At 52.3% G+C, this 26,756-nt stretch carries 26 protein-coding genes; 13 read left to right on the forward strand and 13 right to left on the reverse strand.

Annotated elements, in window-relative coordinates:
- Window positions 1-787 precede the first annotated feature (787 nt).
- Window positions 788-1,567 carry a DUF2321 domain-containing protein gene (locus A4E33_RS10610; RefSeq protein ID WP_292347977.1) on the forward strand — a complete coding sequence of 260 codons (780 nt, stop codon included), beginning with the start codon at window positions 788-790 and terminating at the stop codon, window positions 1,565-1,567.
- A 41-nt stretch (window positions 1,568-1,608) separates the two neighbouring features.
- Here the strand turns inward: A4E33_RS10610 and A4E33_RS10615 are convergent, their stop codons facing one another.
- From A4E33_RS10615 to A4E33_RS10635, 5 genes are all read right to left on the reverse strand, one after another.
- The gene (locus A4E33_RS10615) at window positions 1,609-2,736 is read right to left on the reverse strand and encodes a hypothetical protein (protein WP_292347979.1); all 1,128 of its coding nucleotides are present in this window, start codon (window positions 2,734-2,736) and stop codon (window positions 1,609-1,611) included.
- Between the two features lie 31 nt (window positions 2,737-2,767).
- Entirely contained in the window at window positions 2,768-3,694 is a 927-nt protein-coding gene (locus tag A4E33_RS10620) for a hypothetical protein (RefSeq protein ID WP_292347981.1), read from the reverse strand.
- A gap of 134 nt (window positions 3,695-3,828) precedes the next feature.
- A complete protein-coding gene (locus A4E33_RS10625; protein WP_292347983.1) occupies window positions 3,829-4,170 on the reverse strand; it encodes a hypothetical protein in 342 nt (113 codons plus the stop codon).
- A 115-nt stretch (window positions 4,171-4,285) separates the two neighbouring features.
- The gene (locus tag A4E33_RS10630) at window positions 4,286-4,969 is read right to left on the reverse strand and encodes a DUF4352 domain-containing protein (protein WP_292347984.1); all 684 of its coding nucleotides are present in this window, start codon (window positions 4,967-4,969) and stop codon (window positions 4,286-4,288) included.
- A gap of 72 nt (window positions 4,970-5,041) precedes the next feature.
- On the reverse strand, window positions 5,042-6,469 hold the full coding sequence (locus A4E33_RS10635; protein ID WP_292347986.1) for a cache domain-containing protein: 1,428 nt from the start codon (window positions 6,467-6,469) through the stop codon (window positions 5,042-5,044).
- A gap of 150 nt (window positions 6,470-6,619) precedes the next feature.
- On the opposite strand from A4E33_RS10635, the gene A4E33_RS10640 reads away from it, so the two are divergent.
- A complete protein-coding gene (locus tag A4E33_RS10640; protein WP_292347988.1) occupies window positions 6,620-7,213 on the forward strand; it encodes a cache domain-containing protein in 594 nt (197 codons plus the stop codon).
- 38 nt (window positions 7,214-7,251) lie between these two features.
- Here A4E33_RS10640 and A4E33_RS10645 read toward each other — a convergent pair whose 3' ends face one another.
- A complete protein-coding gene (locus tag A4E33_RS10645) occupies window positions 7,252-7,722 on the reverse strand; it encodes a YkgJ family cysteine cluster protein (RefSeq protein WP_292347990.1) in 471 nt (156 codons plus the stop codon).
- 53 nt (window positions 7,723-7,775) lie between these two features.
- Window positions 7,776-8,408, reverse strand: coding sequence for a hypothetical protein (locus A4E33_RS10650; protein ID WP_292347992.1), 633 nt, complete (start codon window positions 8,406-8,408; stop codon window positions 7,776-7,778).
- A 176-nt stretch (window positions 8,409-8,584) separates the two neighbouring features.
- On the opposite strand from A4E33_RS10650, the gene A4E33_RS10655 reads away from it, so the two are divergent.
- Window positions 8,585-10,297 (forward strand): zinc ribbon domain-containing protein, encoded by a 1,713-nt coding sequence (locus A4E33_RS10655; RefSeq protein WP_292347993.1) that lies wholly within the window; start codon window positions 8,585-8,587, stop codon window positions 10,295-10,297.
- A 371-nt stretch (window positions 10,298-10,668) separates the two neighbouring features.
- Here the strand turns inward: A4E33_RS10655 and A4E33_RS10660 are convergent, their stop codons facing one another.
- On the reverse strand, window positions 10,669-11,598 hold the full coding sequence (locus tag A4E33_RS10660; RefSeq protein ID WP_292347995.1) for a DUF4349 domain-containing protein: 930 nt from the start codon (window positions 11,596-11,598) through the stop codon (window positions 10,669-10,671).
- A gap of 228 nt (window positions 11,599-11,826) precedes the next feature.
- Between A4E33_RS10660 and A4E33_RS10665 the strand changes: the two genes are divergently transcribed.
- From A4E33_RS10665 to A4E33_RS10685, 5 genes are all read left to right on the forward strand, one after another.
- Window positions 11,827-12,924 carry a hypothetical protein gene (locus tag A4E33_RS10665; RefSeq protein WP_292347997.1) on the forward strand — a complete coding sequence of 366 codons (1,098 nt, stop codon included), beginning with the start codon at window positions 11,827-11,829 and terminating at the stop codon, window positions 12,922-12,924.
- A gap of 280 nt (window positions 12,925-13,204) precedes the next feature.
- Window positions 13,205-13,807, forward strand: a complete 603-nt coding sequence (locus A4E33_RS10670; protein ID WP_292347999.1) for a HEAT repeat domain-containing protein — start codon at window positions 13,205-13,207, stop codon at window positions 13,805-13,807.
- A 136-nt stretch (window positions 13,808-13,943) separates the two neighbouring features.
- Window positions 13,944-15,188: an ankyrin repeat domain-containing protein gene (locus A4E33_RS10675; protein WP_292348001.1), complete on the forward strand. Its 1,245-nt coding sequence runs from the start codon at window positions 13,944-13,946 to the stop codon at window positions 15,186-15,188.
- Window positions 15,189-15,254: 66 nt separating this feature from the next.
- Window positions 15,255-17,408 carry a PAS domain-containing protein gene (locus A4E33_RS10680; protein ID WP_292348003.1) on the forward strand — a complete coding sequence of 718 codons (2,154 nt, stop codon included), beginning with the start codon at window positions 15,255-15,257 and terminating at the stop codon, window positions 17,406-17,408.
- An 88-nt stretch (window positions 17,409-17,496) separates the two neighbouring features.
- Window positions 17,497-18,117, forward strand: a complete 621-nt coding sequence (locus tag A4E33_RS10685; protein ID WP_292348005.1) for a superoxide dismutase — start codon at window positions 17,497-17,499, stop codon at window positions 18,115-18,117.
- A gap of 39 nt (window positions 18,118-18,156) precedes the next feature.
- On the opposite strand, the gene A4E33_RS10690 is transcribed toward A4E33_RS10685, so the two are convergent.
- The gene (locus tag A4E33_RS10690; RefSeq protein ID WP_292348007.1) at window positions 18,157-18,393 is read right to left on the reverse strand and encodes a KTSC domain-containing protein; all 237 of its coding nucleotides are present in this window, start codon (window positions 18,391-18,393) and stop codon (window positions 18,157-18,159) included.
- Between the two features lie 166 nt (window positions 18,394-18,559).
- On the opposite strand from A4E33_RS10690, the gene A4E33_RS10695 reads away from it, so the two are divergent.
- From A4E33_RS10695 to A4E33_RS10705, 3 genes are all read left to right on the forward strand, one after another.
- On the forward strand, window positions 18,560-18,907 hold the full coding sequence (locus A4E33_RS10695; protein ID WP_292348009.1) for a hypothetical protein: 348 nt from the start codon (window positions 18,560-18,562) through the stop codon (window positions 18,905-18,907).
- Window positions 18,908-19,261: 354 nt separating this feature from the next.
- Entirely contained in the window at window positions 19,262-19,888 is a 627-nt protein-coding gene (locus A4E33_RS10700; RefSeq protein ID WP_292348010.1) for an ArsR family transcriptional regulator, read from the forward strand.
- A complete protein-coding gene (locus A4E33_RS10705; RefSeq protein WP_292348012.1) occupies window positions 19,878-20,327 on the forward strand; it encodes a hypothetical protein in 450 nt (149 codons plus the stop codon). Before A4E33_RS10700 ends, A4E33_RS10705 begins: the two co-directional genes overlap by 11 nt.
- Before the next feature lie 37 nt (window positions 20,328-20,364).
- Here the strand turns inward: A4E33_RS10705 and A4E33_RS10710 are convergent, their stop codons facing one another.
- The 4 genes from A4E33_RS10710 to A4E33_RS10725 form a co-directional block, all read right to left on the reverse strand.
- On the reverse strand, window positions 20,365-21,300 hold the full coding sequence (locus tag A4E33_RS10710; protein WP_292348013.1) for a zinc-ribbon domain-containing protein: 936 nt from the start codon (window positions 21,298-21,300) through the stop codon (window positions 20,365-20,367).
- A gap of 63 nt (window positions 21,301-21,363) precedes the next feature.
- Window positions 21,364-22,107: a hypothetical protein gene (locus A4E33_RS10715; protein WP_292348015.1), complete on the reverse strand. Its 744-nt coding sequence runs from the start codon at window positions 22,105-22,107 to the stop codon at window positions 21,364-21,366.
- 87 nt (window positions 22,108-22,194) lie between these two features.
- Entirely contained in the window at window positions 22,195-24,378 is a 2,184-nt protein-coding gene (gene nrdD / locus A4E33_RS10720) for an anaerobic ribonucleoside-triphosphate reductase (protein ID WP_292348017.1), read from the reverse strand.
- Complete coding sequence (locus A4E33_RS10725) at window positions 24,378-24,647, reverse strand: glutaredoxin domain-containing protein (protein ID WP_292348019.1); 270 nt, start codon at window positions 24,645-24,647, stop codon at window positions 24,378-24,380. The genes nrdD and A4E33_RS10725 overlap by 1 nt, the downstream gene beginning before the upstream one ends.
- A gap of 129 nt (window positions 24,648-24,776) precedes the next feature.
- Between A4E33_RS10725 and thpR the strand changes: the two genes are divergently transcribed.
- Both thpR and cca read left to right on the forward strand, forming a co-directional pair.
- Window positions 24,777-25,316, forward strand: coding sequence for an RNA 2',3'-cyclic phosphodiesterase (gene thpR, locus A4E33_RS10730; RefSeq protein ID WP_292348021.1), 540 nt, complete (start codon window positions 24,777-24,779; stop codon window positions 25,314-25,316).
- Complete coding sequence (cca, locus tag A4E33_RS10735; protein WP_292348023.1) at window positions 25,310-26,680, forward strand: CCA tRNA nucleotidyltransferase; 1,371 nt, start codon at window positions 25,310-25,312, stop codon at window positions 26,678-26,680. Before thpR ends, cca begins: the two co-directional genes overlap by 7 nt.
- Window positions 26,681-26,756: the final 76 nt, after the last annotated feature.

The raw sequence follows: 26,756 nt of genomic DNA on the forward strand, positions 1-26,756 counted from the left end.
GAAGGACTCCGCAAAAAACTCAAATTTGTTACGGTCGTTTCGGCTCTTCGTTCTTTCAGCTGACCACGGGTTGGTTTTGTTGTTGACTATCCAAAGTTCATGGAGGAATATTTAGAGAAGTACTGAGATTAGGAATGACGAAAAAGGTAATCATCGAAATAATAAAACACAATTAAGCGACACTTCGTCGGAAAAATTTCGCATTCTCAAAAGTTCATACGTATATTCAAAAAATATTTTTTATTAACACGTACTAACGTCGTGAGATTTCATACGTATATGACAAACCAGTGCACGTAAAAGATGGGGAAATTCAGCCAGACAATACAAATGTGATACTCAGACAATGCACACGCCCCAGTGCTCAGAATCATATCAAAACATGCCTATCCTTGCCAGGAACAACAAATGTATGCTGTGAGTAAGTTGGAAGCCATATATGACCGAAAAGAATGTATGTACAAAATTTTTGTTTATATATCCATATACGTACTTCGACGTAAAATTTCATATTTATAAACAAGTTCATGTTTTATATGCACGTATTCATCTTTACACATTTTTGTTGCCGTGTGTTATGATTATACTAAAACATGATGTATGATCTCTTTGGTGTATTCTAGTATCGCTACAATACATTACTTTTGATTTTAAAAGACCATCTCATAATGGCAAAAAAGATGTGGAATAAGTAAGTCAAAATTCCTTTAAGCGGATGTTTAAAAATAAATTTTTCAAAATTTTTAATCATAACGATTTTTCTGGTAAAAAGGTTATATTAAATTTAATGAGTCTATATCCACAAGGATTTGATGTTCAGCAAATTTGTCTAAATGGTCATATGATTACAGATTCTTATCAGAATGATCCATCGTCACGCAAACAATTTTGTCCTCTCTGTGGTGCAAAAAAAATAACTTCATGTCCAAAATGTAATTCAAAAATTAAAGGAAGAGAGTATTTCTTAGAAAAGGGAAATTATGGGGTTGATGTAACTTCAATTGGAGCAATAGTTCCAACATTTTGTGAAAGTTGTGGAGATCCATTCCCATGGAGCGAGAAAATAAAAGAGGTAGAAACTGATTCAAGAAATATTCCAATAATCTTACCTGCAATTCAAGATAGTTTAAAAAGATACAAACAACTCTATCCCCCTCCAGAAAAAACGGCTTTCATAATGATGCGATTTGGAGCAACTGCCCAACATAGGGAAATTCTCGACGTAATCACAACAGCATTGAAAAATAATAAAATAAGTGGGCTTCGAGCAGATTCCTTGATTTTTCATGAGGATTTGTATTACAATATATTGACTTACCTACACGGTTGCGACTTTGGAGTCGCTGTTTTTGAAGTCATTGAAGATCCCGAATATAATCCCAATGTCGCATTTGAAGTTGGATTTTTAAAAGCACTTGGTAAACCGGTTTGTCTATTAAAAGAGAAATCACTAGAGAAGTTACCGACTGATCTTATTGGTAAAAATTATAACGAATTTGATATCAACGACTGCGAAAAATCGATTCAAGATGAATTGAATTATTGGATAATTAGTAATGGATTCTGATGATTGAAGAACAATTATCTGAAAATATCTCTAATGCTATTCTAACTGTAATTGGTTACATTAACATTTATCGATAAATTATCTGAGACTATTGGAGATACAAGAGCCACTCCTTTATATTTCGGGAATAGTGGGAGCGGTTCATAGCTTCCAATTAAGACATATTGTTTATCTGAATTTAATATCGTTGAAAATTGTCCATTTTGATCAGTCACTCCTTTAGAAACTAGGGGATCATTACCGTATTTGACTGCAAAGACCTCGATAGTTACTCCCTTTATAGGTTTACCATCCCACACACTTCCTGGTGCTTCCGCATACGACGTTATTGTAATATTACTCTGATTAAATCCATGTTGTCTCAGCAGAGATGTGTTTTCAGAAATAGGGTACATGTATGCAATTTTTTCACTGTCGTTTTTTGAAATGTAACTGGCAAGATCATTAGAACGAACAGGTTTTTCTTGTGTAAGATATCCCAAATCAAAAACCCACCATTGGTCATCGATTTCAATTTCAGGCATCATATGATCAAGCCCTTCAAAGATAACCATACGAGTGGGAAATTTTGTCGTGTCATTTAATAAGAATGCAATAGATTGGGTGAATTCTCCGCAATTGCCTTTTTGTTGAACAATAATCATTTTTTGATAACCGTCGAGGGAGTTCATATAGAACTCATATAAAGGAAGAGAGAAGGGTAGACATCCGGCATTTCTATTGGGTATATAAGATCCAACCTTACCATATGTCTTAATTAAAAGTTGATAATATTGTTTTGTTAAAGACCAAGATGCCGTTAGCTTATCATTAGAATGAGTTTCTAGTAGATTGGTGTATGTTTTCGAATAATAGTCTTGAGTTTTTGCGTATTCAAAATGTAATCCAGATATAAGTGAAATTTGGAAAACTAACCAAATCACTAAGAAAAGAATAAACACTTTAATGATCGCCGTCGGTTTATTTTCATTCTTGGAGATGTAGTTGAATCCAACGTATGCCCAGATACATATTATCAATGTGAAAATTGCTGTAATAATCTGAAAAATTAATGAGATCTCGAAAAATGGGATTGCTACTGCTATCATGTTCGAAAAAAGATATGCAAATAAGAACAAACCAATAACGGGTAAAAATCGGAACCATTTTTTTTTGTTCTTCTCATCCATCGACAACATTTTTTCTTGTGAAACAATATAGTTAACCGATTTTAACATCCCTCCAATGTTCTATGTATCTTTTATACACATTTTCCGGAAGGAATTGTTTGTAACTTGTCCAACTGATGGAGCATGTTCCATGTGACATAATAAAATTCTTGTTAGCGTCTATAAATCCTAACTCGTCACTCTTTTGCTCGAAAAATTTTCTTAAATCTCTTTGCTGAAGATTTCCTGCTGTGTGTTTCATGGTTATTGGATGATGCTTGAACCATCTCTGTAAGCCGAGATAATCAAAGACCAAATCGGTATCTGTTTTTCCATCGATTTCCTTCTCAATCAGTGGAATTATCACAGGATGCAACGGCACATAATGAGCCATTCGGATCTTATCTTGTTCTGCATTCACTGTTAGAACAGGTGGGTTTTGCTCTAATGCCATCTTGAATTGATTAACTGTTAAGCGCGACGCTGTTATGGTTCTTTGACCTGAATACGAAAGGAAAAGGATCAAAGACCGATAGTTTAGTTTCTTGGCATCGGATAACACTGAATCATTTTCTATCTCGCCTAATGCCTTTTGAATATCTTCCTGAACGATGATACGGGAGGTTAGCAATTTGATTGGATGTCTGTTTTTTGGCTTTTCAAATATTGAATGATAAGATAGAATCTTTGAATCCATCTTGAGTTTATAGAGGTAATTAAAGAAAGCGCGCGTGTAATTGAAACACTTTTCCAATGCCGAAATACTCTTACATTTGGATGTGAAGTATTCTGATAAATTCTCAAGGGTTTGTGTATTGATTACTCCATTAAGAGTTGACCATACCTCCGAACCTACTTTTTTGATGATGTTTACACTATTCCTTGTGATTCCCCTAGAGCGATACCTAACAAAACTGTTTAATTCCTCACGGGTAAAATAAACAGAATTTGGGTCTTGATTGTCAAGCCTGTCACGCAATCGACTCGGATTCGAATTCCGACCTGGGCGTAAAAGCGTTTTTCTGATTCATTTTTCCAAATCCTCTGTTGTCGTCGACAACGTGCGCTGTCCTTTGCATGACCTTGTCTCCAGATCGTGGTGCTGCGAAAACGTTACCGGATACCGGACAGGAATATCAGCACAAAGAGAATGACACAGCCGAATGCTGCAACGAGCCTCAGTCTCTCGTGATACGAGGCGAAGAATCCTGCGAGCCCACCCGTGAGAATAAGACCGGAATAGTATACTGCTGCATCCTTCAGCCAATCCCGGGACGCAGCGAATGAACCGGTATTGACAATTACGAGAATTACCAGGAGGAGCGGTGGCAGTATTCCGGTGACGATCGCCGTGATCCTGTTCTTCGTGAACCAGCCCGCGGCAGCAGCAGATACGGGAAATATGGCGACGAGTAATAAATGTCCAAGACTGGTCAGGAATTGCATGGGTTCCATGTTCAATCTCTCCCGTACAGCAGTTTGGTCAGCGTCAGGGGGTACCATCCTGTTTTATGAAGGGCACTCTCCCGGTTTCCGGGTTTTCATAGGATCCGAAAAAGGATGACATTCGTTATGCCAGTTTCCACGCCGACGTATGCTCGGGATCGAGCACAACCACCATGGCTGCCTTCGACAGGTCGATCGTTGCCGGAACCTCATAGATGAGGAACCCGTCGGCTGCATTGCTCTGGCCCGGCTGGAGGGACCCGGCAACACCGCCACGCCCGATCTGGTAGTCGTACTGGCCGACCCTGACGCTACTCACCGTCACATCCGATCCTCCAACGGAACCGTACGGGTAGGTCTTTCCGTCATAGTGGAGGATGAACTGGCCGGGTGAAGGTACAACGATATTCTCTTTTCCGGTATTTTCGAGCCGGACATACACGAAAACGAAGGTATTTCCTTCGCTGGCTTTCCGGGTATTGTAGCCATGCTGGGTGGCAAAGAGGGATTCGCCGGCCTCCTGCTGTGCCCGGGGACTGTTGTAGGTGGGTGAAGACCACTGGTAGCTCGAGCGGAGTTCTGCCTTGTACACGGTTGCCGTGCCGTTCCGGCCGGCAATGCCGAAGGGAACCTGTTCGTTCAGGGAAAGGGCGCCCGGATACAGCGTCGGTTCCGGGACAGGAGTGGTGGTCGTGGTGATGATGAGCGGCGCAGGTGTTGTCGGCCGGGGTTCCGGAGTGGTGCAGCCGCTGACGATGACAAGGAATGCAGCGATACAAAAAAGACTGACGGCAAATACTGGTTTCATACTCTGCCGGTGGATTTATAAGGGTAAAATTATTTTGGATCAGTTCCCGAAAAAACCGGACCTTTGCTTCTTTTACGGCACCTGGATACCGTAAATGCCGCCGCCTATCCACCACGTATCGTCAACTGGTTTCATGTACACGAGTTTCGGTACTGCCATGGAACTGTTTGCCGAGGTGTCCGGGAACATCACATGGGTGAACCCCGTCCCGCTCCGGACAGCGTTGATACTGACCTGCGTTATCTTTGCCCCGTTGGGATCGGTTTCGTTGAAGTAGTTCTTCCCGATCCCTTCCTTCCAGTACGGGTCTGCTAGGATTGTTCCGCTGAAGTCCTCTGCCCAGACAAAGAGGTCGCCATTGACAAACGATCCTTCCGGGTTGTTGATCTCGGCAAGCGTCTTCTCCTTCCCGTTGGTGTGTGCATAGGTGACCGCACGGTTCACCAGGTCGTAGAGTTCCGTGCGGGTATGGTTCCGGACAACAATCCCCGTGAGGTTGCCGTCGCGGAGCTGCTCGTACTCCGGCATGATGATCCCCGAGAAGATCCAGTACGTATCGTCCACGGGTTCTGCATAATCGATCCTGGGTGCATAGTATGTCTTCCCGTCTTTTGTCACTGCTGCAACCGTGTAGGAGAATCCCCCGCCGTTCCGTACCAGGTCGCGCATCTCCCGGATCGTACGTACGCCGTCAGGATCATGGTAATTGATCAGGTTGATGTGCTCGTTTGCCGTCTGCGGGCTGATGCCGTTTGCAAGGACCGTGCCATTGTAGTCGGCGGCGATCATGCTCAGTTCCCCGTCAATAAACTGCCCTTCCGGATCGTTGAAGGCCGGCAGGGCTTTTTCCCTGCCGTTTGCCCGGGCATACGCGACACCGTTCTTCACAAACGAGGTCAGGTCGCTGATCGTGTACTTCCGGGTTGCCGGCCCAATGACGGTCGAGGGATAGACCATGCCGGAGCCGGCGTATCCGCCGGCACCGATGTAATACGTTCCGTCGGCATCGGCAACAACCGAGAGCTTGGGCTCAATGACGTTGTTGTTGTTTGGGTTCGGGTAATCGTAGCTGACAAACCCGATCCCGTATCCCGCGGTCTCCTGCAGGTTGCGCACAAGGGTGATGCCATACCGGTCGGTCATGTTCCCGATATTCGTCCCGACGATCCCGTGCTCGAAGGGTTCGGCAAGAGCGGTTCCGGTGTAGTCTTCGGCGAAAATATAAACACCATCCTTCACGAACCCGCCTTCCGGGTTGTTGAAGGCGGCGACAGCCTTTTCCCTCCCGTTTGCACGGGCATGGGCAACTGCGTTCTTCACCAGTACTGTCAGGTCAGCAGGTGAGATCTTCCCGGCAGGTGCCGCAGGGGTGACCGGTGCTCCCGTCGTGACAACAGGCAGGGCGGCAGAACCATCCTTCTGTACTGGCCGGCTGCATCCGGCGGCGAGGAGAAGGCAGGCAGCAATCAGCAAAAGAGAGTATACATCCCTCGTTCTCATGGACGGATCATCTCGGCCCAATCGCATAAAAACGTGCCGGATTTCTCCTGAACCTGCCCCGGTACCCTGATGATATCCGTCCGTCAGTGTCGGAAGGTTCTCCCCGGACTACTGAAGGATTTATCGTCTATCCGTCGCAATCATTGTGCCATGATACCGAATCTCTGCATGTATGGCTGGGCAGGGTTCCTCATCCTTGCTGTTGTCATCGGTTCCGGATGCACCCAGTCCGCCCCAGGATCGGCAACAACGACTGTTCCGGTCATGACAGTGGCAGCACCTGAAACGGCTGTGACGGCGATACCAACGCCTTCCCCGCAGACTGCAACGAAAGAAGAGATGGTTGCGTTTGTGAAGGAAGCCGTTGCGTATGCAAAAGCGAACGGGAAGGAGAAAGCCCTTTCAGAATTTTCCGACAGGAACGGGTCGTTCTTCCGCGGGGTGCTGTATATTTATGCATATGATTATAATGGCACAACCATCGCCCATCCGGTGAACCCGGAGAAGATCGGGGTCAACCGCCTGCAGGAGCCGGATGCGGACGGCACCTGGTTCATCACGAATCTGCGGGAGGCGGCCTATAACGGCACGGGTTTTGCAACCTATACCTACGTCAATCCCGTCCACAACAATACGGTCGAGAGGAAACTCGGGTACGTGGAGAAGGTGGATGACACCTGGTGGCTCGGTTCCGGCATCTACTACGGGCCTGCGCACACCCCGTCAGTTGTCCCAACGCTCTGAAATCCGGAAATACTCCCCCTTTTCGGACAGGCTGCCGGTTATTCCACCCGGTATCCCTTTCGTTTCAGGAATGCCGCGATCCATGCTTCGGCCTCCCCGTCATCTTTCGGCCGTTCTTTCACCACCTGCTCCCAGACGGCCCGGAGGGCCGGGTCATCGGAATGGAGATCGAGCGTCCCGCGTACGGTCCCCCGGAGGCAACCTTCCGTATCCAGGATCCGCATCACCACGCAGCGGTAGAACTTGCACTGCGGCGGGCTGTCGCGGTGGATCGTGCAGCGGAGGAGGTTTCCGTCAGGGCGGAGGAAACGGCAGGCATGCGGATGCTGCCCCGGGAACGAATCGTCGAGGAAGATCGCCCGCTTGTCCTCATCGACCTGCGCCCGGAACGGGGTCCCGGTGGAGACCGATTCGCAGTCGAACGAGAACGGGCCGGTCTGGCGCTCGATCACGATATAATCGCCAAGGAACATGCAGCACGAACCACACTGCCGGCAGGTAAACGTCATGACCACCGGGTACTATGTGCGCCGGATGACTAAAATGAAGAGGGAACCGGTTTTCACGCGATAAGGGCCTCTGCCCGCAGCACCAGTCGTTTCAGGGTCTCGTAATCGGTATTGGTCCCGGACATGGTGATCTTCTCGAATACGTTCTTTTTCGTGAAGATGACGGTATACGTCACCGGATGTTCGGTATCGAACGGGCTGGTTTCCCGGAACGCGATACTCCGATCCCCGACCTGCGGGAACGGGATCTCGTACCGCGATCCCGGGGTCAGTTTTTGTTCTTTAAGATCCTCCTTTGCGAGCAGGTATATCCCGTTGATATCTTCGGACCGGAAGATGCTGACCGACTGCCGGATTCTCGTAATCTCGTTATTGTTGGCATTCCTGCGGTAATAAGAGACATAGTATCCCTGCCGCCAGCCGAGCTCGCGTGCGATCTGAGAAACATCATGGAGCGCCATAACCGTCCGATCCTGAAGGACATAATCGGAAGGAAGGTCGGATGGCTGGAGCGCCATGTCGGATGACTGTTCCGGTGGTACCCACGTTGGCTGCACGGTCGTGATCACGGTTGTTGGGACCGGCGTCGCGGCCGGCGTCTGTGGTTCGCCGGACAGGGTATCCAGGCAGCCAGCGGAACAGAGAAGGAATGTCACGACGAGGAATACAGTCCACGGGTGTTCCATACCGTACACCATTGCACAGGGTGTTTAAATTGTTACCGGTACCTCCCGGTTCGTATCATGCGGCCTGCCTGTCATCCGGTCCAAAAAAATGAAATCCGCCTCACCGGAAATCTGATAAATATCTTTTTCATAATCAAGGACAAACCACTACCGGAGAGCAGGCAGGACGTTGTATCATGGGCGACCCAGAACTCCGCAGTGATGAAAAAGTGCTTGTAAGGACGCCGGGGGTTTATGTCAAGTCTATCCCCTTCGAGGGTATCCTCACGAACAAGCGGATCATCCTGATCGACCGGGCAAAAAACCTCCTTCCCCCCAAGGAAATTCCCCTTGTCACGATACGGGAAGTTGAACCGGGAGAGAACGCGATCCGGGACCAGATCATGACCCTTTCGGTCATGGCCAAGACCGGGGAAACCCGGCAGATGATCCTGACGTTCTCCCGGCAGGCCGGCGGGAACCGTATCAAGGAGCGGGATGCATGGATAAAAATAATCCGGGAGCATGCCTCGTCTTCCTATGACCAGGTCATCCGCAAGGTGATCCCCGTATCAGAACCTGCCCCGAGAAAAGCCGAGCCTGCACCCTCTCCCCGGTATGAGGTTGTCCACACGCCAGTCCAGCAGACGCCGCCAACTCCGGCCTATGACCGCCTTGCCGGCAGCGGACTTGACGATATCAGCCCTCTCCGGAGGGTTGTTGCAACCGGTCCGGCAACCCCGGCCCCGGCACCTGCAGCACGGCAGCCCGAACCCCCGGCATCTTCGCTATTCTGTCCGAAATGCGGGAACCGCGTCCCGGCGGAATCTGTCTTCTGCAACCGCTGCGGATCGCCTGTCGCCAGGACTGCCCCTGCACCTTCTCCAGCGCCGGCAGCGCCTGCCATCCCTTCCATCCATACCACCCCCGTTTCCCGGATGCCGTCAACCCGGCCGATCGACGAGGAAATCCGGTCTATTGAACCGCTCATCGAGCGCTCCACGGAACGGGTGCCTGCCGATGCCCTCCGGATCACTCCGATAGAGCCCCGCATGAAGCACCCGCTGTCCTGGGACGACGAAGAAGAATCTGTGTCACCCTTCGAAGAACCCGCAGCACAGAGTAAACCGCCCGGCCTCAGTCCTGTTCCACCGACAGCCCCGGTCAAATCCTCTGAGGCAGCCGCCCCTTCACCGCTTCCTCAGTACAGTGATGCAGGTGACACCCCTCCCCCGCCAAAACCCCCCAGCCGGAGTTACATGCCTGGCAGGCAGACTATCCTCACCGCCGCAGGTGCCGTGGTGGTCATCCTGATCGTTGCGGCAGCAGCCTTCTTCGTCCTTCCAATGCTGAACAGCGGCGGGCTGCCCGGTACCGATGGATCAGGGCATGGTACACCCACGCCGACTTCATCCTCCTCGACCATCCTGAAACCCGGTACAGTTGTCGTCAAAGAGACGATTACTGCATCAATCCCGCCAAAAGGTATCTATGTCCATATCAATTATCTCGGAGGTTTCAAGGGCAGTTACGGCGCAACGGATTTCATAACTACGGTCCCGGGTAATTCCGGCGACCGGGTGTGGGAGGTTGAGAACGCGACCAACAGTACGGTGACTGCATCGTTCGAGAAACTTGACGGTTCCGGTCACCCGATCCTTGTCGAGATCTACCGGGACGGAACACTCCTCTCAAAGGGAAGTACCACGGTGGGACATGGCTCGGTAAGCCTGTCTGTGGACATGGTGACCGGCACAGCAGCAGAACCCGTAACCAGTGGTATCGGCAGCAGCACCTCAACGGTAACTGCTACCATCGCCACCACTCAGACGACCGTAGATGCATCTGTGTACGAAGCAGGACCGGCACCCGCGTCTCCGGCTGCCACGGCAACAACGGCAGCCACGTAATTTTTTTTTGAACATCCCGTACTGTATTCTGTCTATCTGCCCGAACCGGCATTGATCAGGTTGCGCACGTGTTTCAACCTGACCCTCTCACACGGAATCCGTTGTTCAGGCCAATCGCTCCTGACTCTCACTTCCCTCCATATTTGTCATTATCCTGGTTATCGCAGAGAGCGCCCGGCCAGGTTGCATATCCACAACCATGGCTTCAAGCTCGGCAGACTGACCCGGATACCCGTATGCCGGTCGGGGCCCCAAGCGATCCAACTGTTGGCGCGCCCTTGCATATTCTTGGTGTGCCGGATTCCCAGTACGGAAGATCGCTGACAATCCTGGAAAAAAGAGTATCTGCCGGAACAGCAGAGGAAAAAAGATTATTTCTTTTCAGAAGGTTCTGCCGGCGCGGTTACCGGCTGCCTGCCTTTTCTCCAGCGGTAGATACCGTACACGACTGCACCGAAGATGATGAGCGGGAGCAGGGTCAGGGCTATGACGATCATTCCGTAGATCATGCCAAAGAAGCCGGAGATCCCTTCATTGAGTGCGCTGATGAAGGACGGGCCCGACTCCCCGCCCAGCGGCTCGGGCTCCTGCAGGCTGACCGTGATGGTCGACAGGTCGATGCGGCTGTTCAGGTACCTGAGCCGGCCCTCAAGCTGGTTCAGTTGTGTCTGAACACGATCGATCTGCTGCTGGATCTCGATGACGTCGCTCACGTTGGTCGCCCTCTTCATAATCTGGTTGTACTGGGCCAGCTGGTTCTCGTACGAGGTCTTCTGTGCCTGGAGATCGACATACTCTTCGGTCACGTCCTGCCCCTGCGTGGAGACCGACTTGACGGTGCCTATTGCCTTGACACCGGCCAGTGTTGCATCAAATTCAGCAGCGGGAACCCGGAGTACGACCGATCCCGAAAGCCGTTTGTTGTACCCTTCCGATATGCTTGACGAAGAAACATACCCGTTCTTCGATACGACCAGGCTCTTGAGCGCCTCGACCGAACCGGTTACATCCTTCACTTCGATTGTGACGTACCCGGTCTTGATGATCTTCGTGTCAATGGCGCCACCGGCAACTCCGGATCCTGCAGACTCCACCTTTACGGAATCTGTAACAGAGCGACCCTCTTCGCTGACGAAAATGCTGTTCCCGCCTGCACGGGCATCCACACCCTTGTAGTAATCGGGTGCTGCCTGGGGGACCGGGACGGATTTCATTGCCCCGTTCGATGATGTGGATGTGCAGCCGGCTGCAAGTACAACCGCGATGCACATGACCACGAGTGCGATGACCTTGTAATTCATAGATAGAGCATCGCTCTTCGGAATATAAAAATAACATCTTGACTGCGAAGATTTTGGGAGTGAAAACCCGGGAAGGCTGCCGGTCCCGCAACTCCTGTTGCTGTAACCAGAAGGTTCTATCAACAAACCGTCGCGATTTTACACATTTAATATCGTCTCCACCGATCGTCTATGCAGTGTTCCGTTACCAGGTATATCGAAAAAGAGATTCCCTGAGGTTTCACGAGAATGCCTGACAAAAAAACTATACTCCTGTTTGTATCCTGCTGGCTGCTCCTCGCAGTCCTTACCCTCCCTTCCGGTGCATCGGCGGCTCCTGTTCCGCAGGTTGCTGTTGATGGGCCCGGATCCTCCGATGTGTTTCCCATCATGGAGAACCAGCCTGCGGTCCGGCAGGCACACCTTGTCTACCTCGCCGTCAAGGAAGAGGTCGGGATGCAGGCAACGATCCGGTATATCGCGGCCCGGAATGGATCGACAGGTACCTTATCTGACCTGATGGTGAAGACCGATACCTCGGTCCACACGCTCGGTTCTGCCGGTTCAGATGCAATGCTCGATGCGGAACTGGAGAACCTTCGAAGGATCACCCGCATGTTCCGCGAGGAGACCGACCGGCAGATGAATACAGTCGGGGGAAACCCGGTTGCCCTCAGGGCGGACATTGCATCTGCTGTAGCAGGCAGTCCTGAACTGCCACTCCTGATGGACAGGTACTGGACAATCCGTGAAAATACCGAACTTGCTGATTTTGACCTGCGGGTGAGCCGGGCCCGGGGAACACTTTCAACCCTATCGGAGAATGGACATGAAATTGCCCCAGCACAGAAGAAACTCGAGGAGATCGTCACCATGCGTACAGAACTTGCAGCAGCACTCCGGTCCAGGAATGATGCCGGTATCGAACTGGCACATAAAAAGATCCACACTGCATCAGTCGAATACGCCCGGATAATCAGCAGCACGAAAAGTACCGCTGCAGGTGATACCCGGACTGCCAGCATTATCGACCAGTGCAGCGGTGTGATGACCCGCTCCGGCATGATGAATGTCAACCTGGGGAACAACGGGGTCGATACAGCCCGTGCCGATGAACTGGTCATGCAGGGAAAGATCCAGATCCTTGAGGCCCAGAACCGGTCCCGTGTCAACAACAATACCGGCGCAAAGGAAACACTCATGGAATTCCGGAAGACCCTGCAGGCTCTGCGGGACACGTACCGGATGATCCTTGCACAGGAAGATCTCCCCCAGGCGACAGCCCAGGGTGTCCTCTCCGTGGCACAGTCGCTGGATATTACTGCAGCCGGAATCGCGGAACTGTAATACCCAGATCTGTATGAACTGACGGAGGTCATCGCGAGCCCGTGAGCGAGGGCATGGCAGATAAGGATTGTCCGGCAACACATTGTATCCGCATCAACGCAGCATTGCGGTAGATACCTGTCTTCATATATCATGGCGGCAGACCTTCCTCCTGCCGCCCCCGGTTACCCGATTCTTATTTTCCCGGTTCCACGAATCGTGGTTCAGGTTTTTTCCCGCCTGTTTCCAGGCAGGTGATCGCTCTTAAATACGGAAACAGGTGATAATTCAGTGAGAATATATGGCTGACAACAATGTCCCGAAAAGACCTGAAAATGCGGACGAACTGGAGAAGCAGGGGCTTTCCGAACTGGTCAGGACGCTCCATGAACACATGGACCCGGAGGTCCGGCAGTATGCAGCATACCTCCTTGGAAAGGCAAAGAATCCCCGGGCCATCCAGCCCCTCATCGAATCTCTTGCGGATTTCGACAAGTCCGTCCGCGAACAGGCAACGCTTGCCCTCTCCAATATCGGCAAGGCTGCAATCGAACCTCTTGCGGAGGCCATGAAGGAGCCGAAGTGGGAAACCCGGTATCGTGCAGCCGAGGCACTGGGAAGGATCGCTGACGAGAAAGCTGTCAGGCCGCTCATTGCCGGTCTCAAGGACAGCCGTGACCATGTCCGGTACATGGCAGCAAAAGGACTCCACCAGATCGGGGACTCGGACGCGGTCGAACCCCTGATCATCCTCCTGAAAGATGAGAATACCTATGTGCGGACCATGGCAGCTCATACCCTCGGTGCCCTCGGGGGAAAGAAAGTGAAAGCTGCCCTTCAGGAGGCACTTGAAACCGAACAGGACGAGAAAGTGAGAGCAGCCCTCTCCTCTGCACTGGAGTAATGACGGGACAGCCCGTGCCCCCGCTCCTGTGCAGTCTTTCCGGCCGGCATCTCCTTTCCCGGCACCTTTTTTCCGGCAAAAGAGATCCCTTTTTTAATAATAGGCATAATATCAGAATTACAGACCCGGAGATCTCATGAGTTTTGACCAGATGCTCTATCGTTCGGAAGATATGCAGCTGATGGAGGCGATAGAACACAACAATCTTGAATCCGTCCGCATGCATGTCTCCCGGGGTGCTGACATCAACTACAGGGGACAGCACGGTGAGACCCCCCTGATCAAGGCCATGTTCTGCGATGACTCGCGTATCATCCGCTTTCTTCTCGATGCCGGAGCTGATGTCAACCTTGCCACGGTCAACGGGTACTCCCCGCTCATGTTTGCATGCCTGCAGAATAATTTCGAGCTGGTCCGTCTGCTTTGCGGGCATCATGCCACGATCTCCTCCCATACCCAGGAAGGCTGGACCCCGCTGATTCTCGCATCCACGAACTCATCGGTGTTCTTCGAAAACATGGACCACCCGTTCTTCCACAACCTGATCGAGATCGTATTCAAGTACGCCCGCTACCATCCCGATTTCAACCCGGTCCATATCGTGAACCTGCTCCTCGACTGTGGGGCTGATCCCAACGAGTCGAATATTTTCGGCACAACCCCCCTGATGGCAGCGGCAAGCATGGCAAATTACCCGATCATCAAGTCCCTGCTCGCAAAAAAGACGGCTGTTGACCTGCAGGATACGGAAGGGAAGACCGCTCTGATGTACGCGGTGATGGCAACCATCGACGAACTGATCGACAGCCTGATCCATATGCGGCTTGTCAGCCACACGGTCACGTTGTCGGACTTCATGACCCCCCAGATGCTTGCCCAGATCCGGCCTCATTTCGAGCCCCAGAAAGAATTGTGCGTTAATTACCTGATCAATAATGGAGCGGATATCCGTGCGAAGGACAAGCGCGGGATCTCTGTCCTGACCCATGCAGCCCGGGCAGGGAACCTCAACGTTGTCAAGAACCTTGTCGGCAACGGCGCCAACATCCATGTAAAATCCCCGCGGGGAATCACTGCTCTGTATGCGGCATCGATCAATGGTCATAACGATATCGTGGAATTCCTGCTGTCACAGGGTGCCGAGATCGATGTCAAGCTTATCGATGGCGAGACTCCCCTCATGGCTGCGGTCTGGAGCGGGCAGGTCGAGACGGTGGCGCTTCTCATCCACAGGGGGGCCGACGTGAATGCAAAGAAGTTCACGGCATACAAGCCTTCCGGAGAGTCCAGCCTCGTCTGGGCAGCCCATCGTGAGCGGACCGAAAAGAACGAAAATTACGATAAGATATTCCAGTTACTCGCCCAGGCCGGAGCGGTCTGAACCTGCCGGTATGTCAGGGAATGGAACCGCAATTCTGCCTGCCACCAGTATTCCGGGGGACAATCGATGGATCCAGATATCAGGAACAGGACAACCAAACGCTCATTCTCGTTTTACCTGCTCTGCTCGATGATCATCCTGATCCTGTGTATCGTCGGGTTCCTGACAGTCAATGACTACCTGTACACCAAGGATAATTTCGAGCGTGAATCCCGTCTCCTGCAGGTACAGACCGAACAGAATATACGCGGGGCGCTCTTCTATAAGGACGCGACATCCACCCTTTTTGACAATATTCTGAATGACAAAATGGAGAACGGTCTGAGGTCCCTCGTGCAGGAATATGAACGGGCCGGACATGACCCGGACCTCATGAACCTGACCGCGATCCGCGACAAGCTCGGGCCGGATTACGATATTTATGTCATTGATGATGCCGGTGTTATTATCAAAACCACGTATGCACCCGAACTGGGTATGGATTTCAAAACCATACCGTCCTTTTACCAGTACCTGACCCGGATACGGGGCCAGGAGGGATTCTTTCCCGATCGGATCGTGCGTGAGATCGGGAGTGCCGGCAAATACCGGAAATACGCGTACATGCCCACCCCTGACCACCGGTATATTCTCGAGCTCGGGTTGCAGGGAAAGAACCTCATCATGATAACACCGGATGCTGACGAACAGAGCACCATTGCCCAGATAACCGCGGTCAACCCGTATATTGAAAATTTCCGTGTGTTCAATGCGGTGGGACGGAAGACCGATGACAATACGGTTCCCCGGGAGCCCGCACTGACCTACGTCAGAGAAGCGATCCGGTCACGTTCGAGCATCGAGGTACCCGACCCGGAGAACGCTCGGATCACCCGGTATCTCTTTGTCGATTTATACAACCAGCACTACGGATCCGATACCAGCCGGATCGTGGAGATCACGTACAGTACGAGGATGATTGACCAGGCACTTGCCCGTCTTGTGCTGTTCCACATCATCGTTGCGGTTTTTGCCATCCTCCTCGGGTGTATGCTGGCACTGTTCATCTCCCGGTGGGTAACCCGGCCGATCCAGGAGATCGTATCTGACGCAGACAGTATCGCACACGGGAACCTGGATCACCATATCAGGCCCATGGACAACAGCGATTTTGCCGTACTTGGTACGAGTATCAACACGATGGTGGATTCCCTGAATTCCGCGTCGCGCAAGATGAAGGACGACGCGATCTTCCAGAAAGAGATGATAACGCAACTGCCGGTCGGGATCTTCATCAAGACCGCCATGGATGGCAGGTATGTGTTCTGGAATAATGCCTGTGCCGAACTTTACCGCCTGCCCGCAAAAGATGTGCTCGGCAAGACCGACCGGGAACTTTTCCCTGAGGACCTTATTGCCACAATCGAGAAGGAGGACCGGCAGATCTTCCTGAACCGGAGCGAGATAAAAAACAAGATCATCTCGAACAAGTACCTGGGGGACCGCATCATCCACATGATCATCGTCCCGATCTTTGACTCGGGCGGTATACCGCTGTACATCCTCGGGATCTCCAAGGATGTCAGCCACGAGAATATCAATCTCAAGATGGACCTCCTCTTCAGCATCACCCGGCAGGATATCCTCGAGAACCTGGCCGTTATCATGAGCCACCTTGAACGGGCGCAGCTCAAGAACACGCACGATGATATGCAGAACTTCTTTAACAAGACCATCGACTCAATCGAATCCATACGCAACCAGATCGCGTACATGCGTGCCCTCCAGGAACTGGGGCTAGTCTCCCCCAAATGGCAGCTGGTCAGGCAGGCGTTCAACGATGCGGTCAGGCTCCTTCCCGACAACAACCTTGTCATCCGGGCGGAGGTGGGGGACCTGGAGATCTTTTCAGATCCTCTCCTGCCGAGGGTCTTTTTCACGCTCCTTGAGAACTCCCTCAGGAATGGAGGGAAAAAGGTATCCTCCATCAGCCTCTCGCTCCGGAAGGAAGACTGCACCCTCTTCATTGTATACGAGGACGACGGGTACGGTATCCCGGCACCGGAAAAGGAGAAGGTTTTTTCAACCGGGTATGAAGGCGGTTCCTGGCACGGTTTGTACCTGGTCAGGGAGATCCTCGGGTTTACCCGGATCACCATCCGGGAGAATGGTATCTTTGGCGGCGGTGTGCGGTTCGAGATCGAGGTTCCGGCTGACCGGTTCAGGTCCCCCCGGAATTAGCCCGTACCTTTTTCCGGTGCCTGTATACAATAGAACAAATAGAAGGACATCCCCATACGGATTATCCGATCACGGAGTTGTCAGAACCATGGCTGAAACCAAACTGTACGTGCTTGAAAAACTACCCTATGATCTCAGTGCGCTTGCGCCGGCGATTTCCGAACAGCAGCTGACGCTACACTACACAAAACACCACCAGGCTTACGTTACCGGGGCGAATGCAATCCTCGAGAAACTGGCAAAGGCACGCAGGGAGAACACGGACCTCGACATGAAGGCGACGCTGAAGGAGTTATCCTTCCATGTCGGGGGCTACCGTCTCCACGCCCTCTTCTGGGAGAACCTTGCCCCGGCAGGAAACGGGGGCGGGGGAGAACCGCAGGGTGCGCTTCTGAAGGCAATCAATGCAGAATTCGGATCGTCTGCCCGGTTTAAAAAAGAGTTCACCCAGGCTGCGCTGAGTACTGAAGGATCCGGGTGGGCTGTACTGACGTACTGCATGAAGACAAACCGTCTCCTCATCATGCAGATCGAAAAGCATAACGTCAATGTGATTCCGGGATACCGTATCCTCATGGCCCTTGATGTATGGGAACACGCGTATTATCTCGATTATAAAAACGATCGTGCAAAGTTCATCGAATCGTTCTGGACCATCGTGAACTGGGACGAAGTGAACAGGCGCCTTGTCTCGCACCTGAAACCGTAACAACAAAACGGCTGCCGGCAAAAAGAAACCGGTATTTTTTTATCGTGTCAACTGCCTTCCGATACTGACCGTGCGGAACCGGTTTTTGATGTTATCAGCATAGTAGATACCCGCAGACGATGCAGTCATCAGACCGGTATGGATCCGGGAGGGGACATTCTGGTACTGGTGAATGATACCGGAACGGAATTCTATTTCCAGGTTTTTCTTTGCCGCATCGTAACTGACCGAACGGAGGTTGCTGGACTGAACGAGTTGCCTTTCCAAAAAAGTCACCTATACTGGTAAGGCGGCTTCCATGATAAATGGGCGTGACAGATTTCGGACAATGACCGGACCTACGGGATCTCCCTTTGAACTCACCTGTTCACGGATCCAACCTTCAGGTATGCTTACCGTTCCCGGAATATTTTCTGAGTTTTCATCCATCCCGCAGGATAATATGTCCATTAATATCCAATTCGATGACCATCAGCAGTATGGCGGGAGGCTGTTCAGCCCGGTGAATGATTCCTCGAGAAGAGATCATTTGAAATTCTTCATGCCGATCCTTGCTGCAGATGCCGGAATTGTACGCTGTGTTTCCACTGCCGGTATACTGGCAGGGGAAAATCCCCGGTTCCCCGGGTATGTGCCCGAATTGGTCAATCCCAAACACCCGGCCGCCAATATCGGACTGGTCCGGTCAAACGACAGCCTGATCTCTGAATCAACCCGGATCAGCATGGATGTCCGGATCCCGGCACAGGAATACAAGTCAGGAAATAATCCTGCCGTTCCAGGCCGGTAAAATATCATTGTACTCCCGAGAATCGTGAATGCGATACCCGGTTACGATCCTCTCAGGCAGATCTTTGCAGGTTCGGGAAGCGATGAATCCGCCTTCCGCAACAATGCACTTGATCCCGCAGTCAGATCTATCGGAATGGGGGTGAGAGGGAATTTAAAAAAAACTGTTCCCTTGTCACGACGCGAGTAGAAGTGGAGGCTGTCTGGCTGACGACAGTGTTGCCGGTGCGAGAGGAGGCCGGGTGATGATCGCTGGAATACAATCCATGTACTCAGGCCTGCCTTTGTGCGGATGAAATGGCGGGAATCCTTGAAAACAAAACCTAAATAGAGATAACACTAACATCATGTAAGGATGCACGACGCTGCTGAGGTTGCCCGCCTGCTCGATATCCTCGGGAACCGGAACCGCAGGCGGATCATTGAACTGCTGAGGCAGAAGCCCTGTTTTGTCACCGAAATATCCGACACCCTGACCATTTCCCCCAAGGCGGTCATCGATCATCTTCAGATGATGGAACGGGAAGCTATCCTCGCAAGCCAGATCGATGAGCGGCGGAGGAAGTACTATTACCTGGCAAACGACATCCTTATCAATGTCAGTCTCAAGGAAGCACGTATTGTCAGTACGATGCCATCGGAGGATGACGAGGAAAACGAACAGCTGAGGAAGTCTGTCGGCATGCTCGGGCGCATGATACGTGCCCACGACCAGATCCTGGAAAACCTTGAACAGATCAATCACGACATTGAAATAAAAATCAACGATATTGCCCGCAACCATAAAGATTTATTCAGAAGCGAGCGAGAGATAACTGTGATAATTGCACTCTCCCATGACTCCCTGACGGTTCCGGAACTGGAACAGGCAACGGGAATTCCCGGAGGGGATCTCAGGCGGATACTCGCCCAGTTCGAACGTCGCGGGCTTGTGAAGAGGGTGCAGGATTCCTATACACTCCGAGGTGTTCATGCAGAATAATCCGAATGGCCCTTACGACGATGTATTCAGCAACCTTGCAAAGATTGTGGAAGACATTGTAAAGAGCATGCCGGAGAGCCAGCATGCCCGGATCATCGGGTATACCATCATCACCCGGCAACCTTCATCGGAAGACCCGCAGGTATTCCATTTCAATGCGCCGGACGACGATGACGAGATCCCGTACGAGGTGATGGAGTCCGACGACCAGATCTTCATCACCGCGACCCTGCCGGCAGACTTCAGGAATGCCCCGTATGCCGATATCGGGACCGATCATGTCAGAATATTCGTCGATGACCGGTCGGTAACCGTGATGCTGGACAGCATGGTCGACCGCATCCACAGCCATTATCGTATTCACCGCGGTATCATGGATATCACGTTAAAAAAGGTGAAAAATCCGGTTCAGTATACCCCCTCGGGAAATCCGGAATAATTCATTTTTTCAGAACTGGTAAGAAAATTGGATTTGATCAGGCCAGCTTCCAGATTCCGCTGTCCTGCGCATTGAAGGGTATGAGCACATAGGTCTCTTCCGGAACAAGCGACTGCGGGACCTGGTACACGATATAACCGTCGACAGCATTACTGGTCCCCGGGTAGAGGTAGGCAAGTTCCGTGCCATGCGAGAACCCGAAATCCTCCACGTACTCGTCGCCATTGAGCTTGTGATAATACATCACCTCTTTGACCTCGATGGGGGTTGCCTCCTCATCCGCACCCTTATCCGGCTTATAATGGCTCGTATCCTCGGTGTACGTTGCGCCGTTGTAATATACGGAGATCTTTCCCGAGTCAGGGAACCAGACCCGGTAATCGCCCTTGTTCTGCATCTGGACAAAGACAAAGAGGAATTTATTCCCGGTCCGGGGCTTTTCGACGTAATAACGGTTATCCTTGTCGTTATGCCATTCATACGTGTCGTTTATCCAGAATCTGTAGACCGTTGCTTCGCTGGCAACGCTGCCTGTACCGAATGCAAACCGTTCCTTCAGTTTCATCGCATTCGGGAACGGGTCTGGTTTCATGGTCGGTGGTACGGTCGTTGCCTGCGTTGCTACAGATGCAGCAGTTATCACGGGTGTCCTTGTTTCTGCCGTTGTTACCTGGCGTGGTGTGATGCCCGGGACAGCGCCGGTGCCGAAAAGGTTTGGAATGACAAAAACGTACACAACTGCCGCGATTATGAGGAGAATGATCCCTGCTGCAAGGATCGTTACCGGCACTTTTTTTCCAGCCGGGGGCGGCAAGGGAAGCGGTGGTGCTCCGGCGGCCGGGTTCTCCGGCAGAGCCGTGGCAGTTGTATTCGAAGGCGATGCCGGCTGAAGAATCGGTGCACCGCAGTTCTGGCAGAACCTGAGATCTTCGGATAGTGCTGCCCCGCAGGTTGTACAGAATTTTTGTCCCATGGTTTTCATCCCTGTACTGCATTGATTGGCAATGGATGTCCTGTATAAAGAACGTGAATGGTGTTATCCCAGTACCCAGACAGGCTTGCTCTGATCCGGCAGGCTGATGGTGACAAACGTGTTCTCTGGTCTGATGGATGCCGGAACCTCATAGATGATATACCCTTCAACCGCATTGCTCTCACCCGGGTTGATATATGCAAGCTTCTGGCCATGGGAGTACCCGTAGTCCTCGACAAGTTCGCTGCTGTAAACCTTCCTGGAGTACTCGATCTCAGCAATACGGGCTATCCTCGGTGTTGAATCGATGCTGTCCTTGGTGCCCTTCGGCAGCGGGTGGAGGGCATACGGCGAAATGAGGTCATTGCCGCTGATAACGTAGACATTCCCGTATGGCGGGAGAGGTGCCCGCTCCCTGCCCCGGTTGACCATGGCAAGGAATACGAAGAGGAACGTTTTCCCGGCCGGTGCTATCCGGGTATCATACTGCAGTTCGGCCGGGTTGTACCAGCGGTAGGTATCTTTGATCCAGATCCGCGTTATCGAAGCCTCGCTTGTCCAGGAAGTGTTCTTTCCAAACGTGAACGCCGCTTTCAGGGGAAGAGCATCCGGATATCGCGTGTCGCGTGCAGGTGTTGTCGGGAGGGGTGGGGTGGTGGTGACAACGGTTGTTGGTACTGTGGTCGTGATAACCGGGACTATTGGTGACGGGGTGGCTGCCGGCGCTGGTTTGCTCTGGTCAGCACACCCGGCACAAAAAAGCAGTGCAAGAACACAGACAACTGGAAGTATCCGAACCGGTTCCATACTTCAACCTTAACGCTCGTGGGTAAATAACGTGCTGGTCATAAAAAAGGATACCTGGATGCAGGAAGCCCCGCGGCACACAGGATATCAGGCTTTGACCGGCAAATCCGCTGGTGTCCACTGGGAGATGGCTTTTTTCCCGTCCCCCCGCTCGTGGAACTGCCGGAGCGATACGGTAATGTCCCGGGTAAAGGCGAAGTACCCGATCTGGGTATTCCTGCAGAGTTTCATGGCCATGTCCATCAGACCGCGGGGATCGGGACGGGCCTCGCCAAGCCAGATATGGAAGATATTGCCGCCATCGACAATGGGGAAGAATACGTGTTCGACTTCCATGCGTTTTGTGAGCGGGACGTTCGCGCCGGGCGCCACATGGGTACCGTTCGTATAATAGATCGGCAGGTCGCGGCTCCTGCCCAGCTGCGCAAGCCCCGCTTCCCGGTCACCCTTGACAACGGCCTTTGCAAAGTTGTGGTACCGCCGGTCGAGCAGGTCAGCGGTGGCAAACCGCTGGCCGGTTGTTTCGGCAGGAGTCCGGGCAAGCGCAATGGTCATGTTGTTCTTTTTCGAGAGTTCCTTCCCGTAGAGTTCCATCTCGATCATGGCCCTGACCGCGAGCTTGAAGGCGGCCTTGGATTCATGCATCTGTTTGCCGGTATGGTGCTGGACCATCTCGTTGACCCCGACAACACCGATAGTATACACCAGACCTTCGAGATCGACCGCCAGTGCCCCGCGTTCTCCGGTATTGGGATCCTTGGGGCGCTGCATGGCAAAGGGCATCCGGCTGTTGGCCCGGATCAGGTCCATCCAGCGCCGCTTGATCTTGAAGATCTCGACAGCAACATCCATCAGTTTCTTGAGTTCTGCGAAAAGGCGGGCATCGTCTCCCTCGGCATTGTACGCGGCCCGCGGGCAGTTTACCGAAACGACCTGCCAGGACCCCATGGAGAAGTGGCGGCCGTCTTCGAAGTACAGTTTCTTATCAAAGTCGGAATCCTTGTCAGCCACGGCAGAGAACTGGTAGGCACAGCACTGGTAACAGGAAATCCCCTTGCCTGCCCCCCGGTACACCGGGAGCTGGTTGTCGTAATACGGCGTGCCGAACTTGGATGCAAGTTCGAACGTCATCAGGTAGAGTTCCTGGTATGTAGGGAGATCAGGGTTATTCCGGTTGAACTCCTCGCGTTCATTCATGAAATCCGGCTCGATGGAGATCTCCGGTTTGGGGAAGTTGAAGGGCTTTCCCCAGTAGTCACCTTCCAGCATCACTTCCATGATGGCCTTGAAGAGTAACCGGACCTCGCGCTCGAATTCGCCATAGGTCCGTTTCGGTGCAGATTTGCCATCCCAGATCTTGCCCTTGTAGACACAGGGCTTGTCCTGCCAGAGCGTCGGAACACCCGGGCAGAGCTGGATGGATGAGAAGACCAGCTGGCCGCCGCGGGCCACCATCATCTGGGTCATCTCGTACACGAACATCTGGACCATCTGCTTGATCTCCTCGTAGGGCATTCCTTCCATGTAGGGCGCAAGGAAGGTGAGGAAGTTATAGTACCCCTGCCCGCCGGCAAAGTTTGTCTGGGCGGAGCCGAGGGCCTTGACCGCGTGAAGGATTGCCACTTCTGCCCGCTTTGCAGGCCCGGCAACCGATGCCTTGGTGCCGTTGCCGTCCGGCATAAGGCCGTAATAAAAGAAGTAGCGGAGATCCCAGTCCTGGCAGAAGGGGCGGGTCCCGAAGTATTCGAGGTCGTGGATATGCATCTCGCCGGAGAGGTGGTGGTCCGCGAGGTCGGGAGGCAGCTGGAGCAGGTACTGCTCCTTGGAGATCTTGTCTGCCTTTTTCTTGTGAGAGGTCTCGGCATTCTCCTGCAGGTTCGCATTGTCATGCGCTTCGAAGCCTTTACCCACATCGATCAGGTGCGCGTCATAGACAGGTGTACCGACACGGGTTGAGACATTGCGGTACTGAACCATACCTTTCTCGAGGAGTGTGATATTGACAATCTCGCGGATGAGGGGTCCGGAGAGTGACTTGAGGCCCATATTCTTGATACGGTTCTCGACATCGAGGGCGATCTCCTGCGCGACCTCCTCGGTCGCGCCGTCATACCCGTAAAAAGTCTCGACAAGCTTCGTTTCTTTCACAATCTGGTTAACAATCCGCTGGCGGTCCCATTCGACAATGTGGCCGTCGGTGGTCCGGACGTACGGGAGGGCAGGAACGGCAAGGCCGTCGAAGGTTACCTGTCTGGTTTCCCGTCGGGCCATCAGTCACCTGATATCAGCTTTGCGAGGTGTCCTTCATCCATTTTCCCGGAAGGGAAGAGGTCGGCAGACGTAAAAAAGTCGTCTTTCTTCTGGAGCACGGGGGCTTCGTTGACAAATACTCCGTTGATCCGTAATTCCGTCAGGGACTCAGCGCTGGACAGGTCGCGCTCGCTGTACTTGAGCCCGCTCTTTTTCAAAAAACCTTTCAGGAGCTCGCAGTTCGGACAGTGCTCAAGCGTATAGACAATCAGCTGTGGACCTTTCGGCACAAAAAACACCCTCTCTCTGTGATCCAATTGGAACTCTGTGAATAAAAAAATCTTGGTTCATGCATCCGTGATCCCTCCGTCGCTTATAAGCGATTACCATTAGTAGGGGAATGGAATAATAGTACCACAATGGTACGGGCGTTTATTGCACTCGAACTCCCGCATGAGATCCGGGACCGGCTGAAGGGAGCGCAGGATATCCTTCGCACCTGTCCGGCGCGCCTGACGTTTGTGAATCCCTCACTGATTCATATCACCCTGAAGTTCCTTGGAGAGGTGGCTGAGAAGGATATCCCTCGTCTGGAAAGTGCGCTCAGGGCTGTCTCCTTCCAGCCTTTTCCGGTTGTCGTCGGCACCGTTACGGTGAACAATCCCCGGCGCCCGTTCACGGTCTGGTGTTCCATCCTCGATAATGGCAGGGGCAGGGATCTTTTTAACAAGGTCGAGGATCGTCTCGAACCGCTCGGCTTTGCGCGGGAAACCCGCGGGTTCACCCCCCATGCCACGCTTGCGCGGATAAAAACACCTGACCCGGCGCTGATGAGTGTCATCCGATCCATGGAAGAGGCCACATATGGCGATTGCGTTATCAGTGGCATGAAACTCAAAAAGAGCACCCTCACACCGCGGGGTCCCGTGTACGAGGATCTGATGGAGGTTGTATGGTAAAACGGCTCCGTCATGAAGATGTGGTGCTTGCCTCCCTCCGGCCTACGAAAGAGGAACGCGACCACGTCTGCAGCATCGCCCGGCGCCTGCTGAAAATCATCGCGGAGAGCAAAAAAGCGGAGGGGATGGTGGTGGGTTCCATTGCCCGGAATACGTGGGTGCACGGTGATCGCGACCTTGACGTCTTCATGCTTTTCGATCCCACCCTTTCCCGCGAGGAACTCGAAGATCAGGGTCTGGCGCTTGCGCGGTCGGTTGCACGGGCCTGCACGGACACGTTCCATGAAAAATATGCCGAACACCCGTACATCAACGCGACAATCGACGACGTCGATGTCGACCTTGTCCCATGCTACAACGTCAGCAGCGCAACAAAAATCCAGAGCGCCGTGGACCGCACACCGTTCCATACCCGATACATCACTGATAAGATCAACGGCCTGATTGACGATGTTCTTCTCCTGAAACGGTTCACGAAAACCGGGGGGATCTACGGTTCCGACCAGATGACCGAAGGCTTTTCCGGGTATCTCTGTGAACTGCTCGTCCTCCATTACGGCGGTTTTACCCCGCTCCTACAAGCCGCCGCAACGTGGCGCCCGCAGACCGTGATTGATATCGAACGCCATGCTGCCAGGGAATTCCCCGAACCGCTGGTTGTTATCGATCCCGTTGATCCCAGGAGGAATGTGGCAGCCGCAGTGTCCCTTGACAAGATGGCGGGCTTTGTCGAACTTGCACGCGGCTATCTCGAATCACCATCCGAGGCTTTCTTTGCGTATCCCCCCGAGCGATGTATCCTGAAAAAGGAGCTTTCGGCCGTTATCCGTCAGCGGAAGACATTTGTATACGCGATCGTCTTTTCAACGCCCCCGTACATTCCCGAGGTTGTCGTCCCTCAGCTGAAGCGGAGCCTGCTCTCGGTACGCGAGTTGCTCGAGCGCAACGGGTTTGCCGTCCATCATGCGCATTACCATATGCAGCCCGAACAGTGCATGTTTCTGTTCGAACTGCTGGTAAAAGAGCTCCCGGCTATACGGCGGCATGCCGGCCCCCCGATCTGGAACAGGGTGAATGCGGACAAGTTCCGGGAAAAACACGTTGCCGAACGGGCAACAGGCCCCTATATCGACGACGGGAGGTACGAGATGGAAGTTCCGCGGGAATTTACAACCGCCAAAAGCCTGCTCTCGTCCCGGGAGGTCCTCCTGAATGCAAGCCACGGGAAGCATGTCCGCCAGTCGCTTGAAAACGGGTGGACTGTTCTTGAAGGGCCAGACTGCTGGCAGAAGGAATTTGCACCGTTTCTTGCAGGATTCTTTGATCGGTTGTCCCCGCTTGTCCGGATACTGCGGAAACGATAGGCGGGTTTCCGGGAAAGCGATCTGTTCTTCGTTGTTCTGTCAAAAATAACATTTCAGAATGTCTGATTACCCCCTT

The sequence above is a fragment of the Methanoregula sp. PtaB.Bin085 genome (assembly GCF_002067035.1).
In the GTDB taxonomy this organism is placed as follows: Archaea; Halobacteriota; Methanomicrobia; order Methanomicrobiales; family Methanospirillaceae; genus Methanoregula.

Coding starts and splice junctions, on each gene's coding strand:
- A4E33_RS10670 (WP_292347999.1), top strand. CDS start 13,205: ATGGCTGACAACAATGTCCCGAAAAGACCTGAAAATGCGGACGAACTG.
- A4E33_RS10700 (WP_292348010.1), top strand. CDS start 19,262: ATGCACGACGCTGCTGAGGTTGCCCGCCTGCTCGATATCCTCGGGAAC.
- A4E33_RS10610 (WP_292347977.1), top strand. CDS start 788: ATGAGTCTATATCCACAAGGATTTGATGTTCAGCAAATTTGTCTAAAT.
- nrdD (WP_292348017.1), bottom strand. CDS start 24,378: ATGGCCCGACGGGAAACCAGACAGGTAACCTTCGACGGCCTTGCCGTT.
- A4E33_RS10685 (WP_292348005.1), top strand. CDS start 17,497: ATGGCTGAAACCAAACTGTACGTGCTTGAAAAACTACCCTATGATCTC.
- A4E33_RS10660 (WP_292347995.1), bottom strand. CDS start 11,598: ATGAATTACAAGGTCATCGCACTCGTGGTCATGTGCATCGCGGTTGTA.
- A4E33_RS10705 (WP_292348012.1), top strand. CDS start 19,878: ATGCAGAATAATCCGAATGGCCCTTACGACGATGTATTCAGCAACCTT.
- A4E33_RS10695 (WP_292348009.1), top strand. CDS start 18,560: ATGTCCATTAATATCCAATTCGATGACCATCAGCAGTATGGCGGGAGG.
- A4E33_RS10655 (WP_292347993.1), top strand. CDS start 8,585: ATGGGCGACCCAGAACTCCGCAGTGATGAAAAAGTGCTTGTAAGGACG.
- A4E33_RS10615 (WP_292347979.1), bottom strand. CDS start 2,736: ATGGATGAGAAGAACAAAAAAAAATGGTTCCGATTTTTACCCGTTATT.
- A4E33_RS10630 (WP_292347984.1), bottom strand. CDS start 4,969: ATGAAACCAGTATTTGCCGTCAGTCTTTTTTGTATCGCTGCATTCCTT.
- thpR (WP_292348021.1), top strand. CDS start 24,777: ATGGTACGGGCGTTTATTGCACTCGAACTCCCGCATGAGATCCGGGAC.
- A4E33_RS10665 (WP_292347997.1), top strand. CDS start 11,827: ATGCCTGACAAAAAAACTATACTCCTGTTTGTATCCTGCTGGCTGCTC.
- A4E33_RS10640 (WP_292347988.1), top strand. CDS start 6,620: ATGATACCGAATCTCTGCATGTATGGCTGGGCAGGGTTCCTCATCCTT.
- A4E33_RS10635 (WP_292347986.1), bottom strand. CDS start 6,469: ATGAGAACGAGGGATGTATACTCTCTTTTGCTGATTGCTGCCTGCCTT.
- A4E33_RS10715 (WP_292348015.1), bottom strand. CDS start 22,107: ATGGAACCGGTTCGGATACTTCCAGTTGTCTGTGTTCTTGCACTGCTT.
- A4E33_RS10645 (WP_292347990.1), bottom strand. CDS start 7,722: ATGACGTTTACCTGCCGGCAGTGTGGTTCGTGCTGCATGTTCCTTGGC.
- A4E33_RS10680 (WP_292348003.1), top strand. CDS start 15,255: ATGGATCCAGATATCAGGAACAGGACAACCAAACGCTCATTCTCGTTT.
- A4E33_RS10650 (WP_292347992.1), bottom strand. CDS start 8,408: ATGGAACACCCGTGGACTGTATTCCTCGTCGTGACATTCCTTCTCTGT.
- A4E33_RS10710 (WP_292348013.1), bottom strand. CDS start 21,300: ATGGGACAAAAATTCTGTACAACCTGCGGGGCAGCACTATCCGAAGAT.
- A4E33_RS10625 (WP_292347983.1), bottom strand. CDS start 4,170: ATGGAACCCATGCAATTCCTGACCAGTCTTGGACATTTATTACTCGTC.
- A4E33_RS10675 (WP_292348001.1), top strand. CDS start 13,944: ATGAGTTTTGACCAGATGCTCTATCGTTCGGAAGATATGCAGCTGATG.
- cca (WP_292348023.1), top strand. CDS start 25,310: ATGGTAAAACGGCTCCGTCATGAAGATGTGGTGCTTGCCTCCCTCCGG.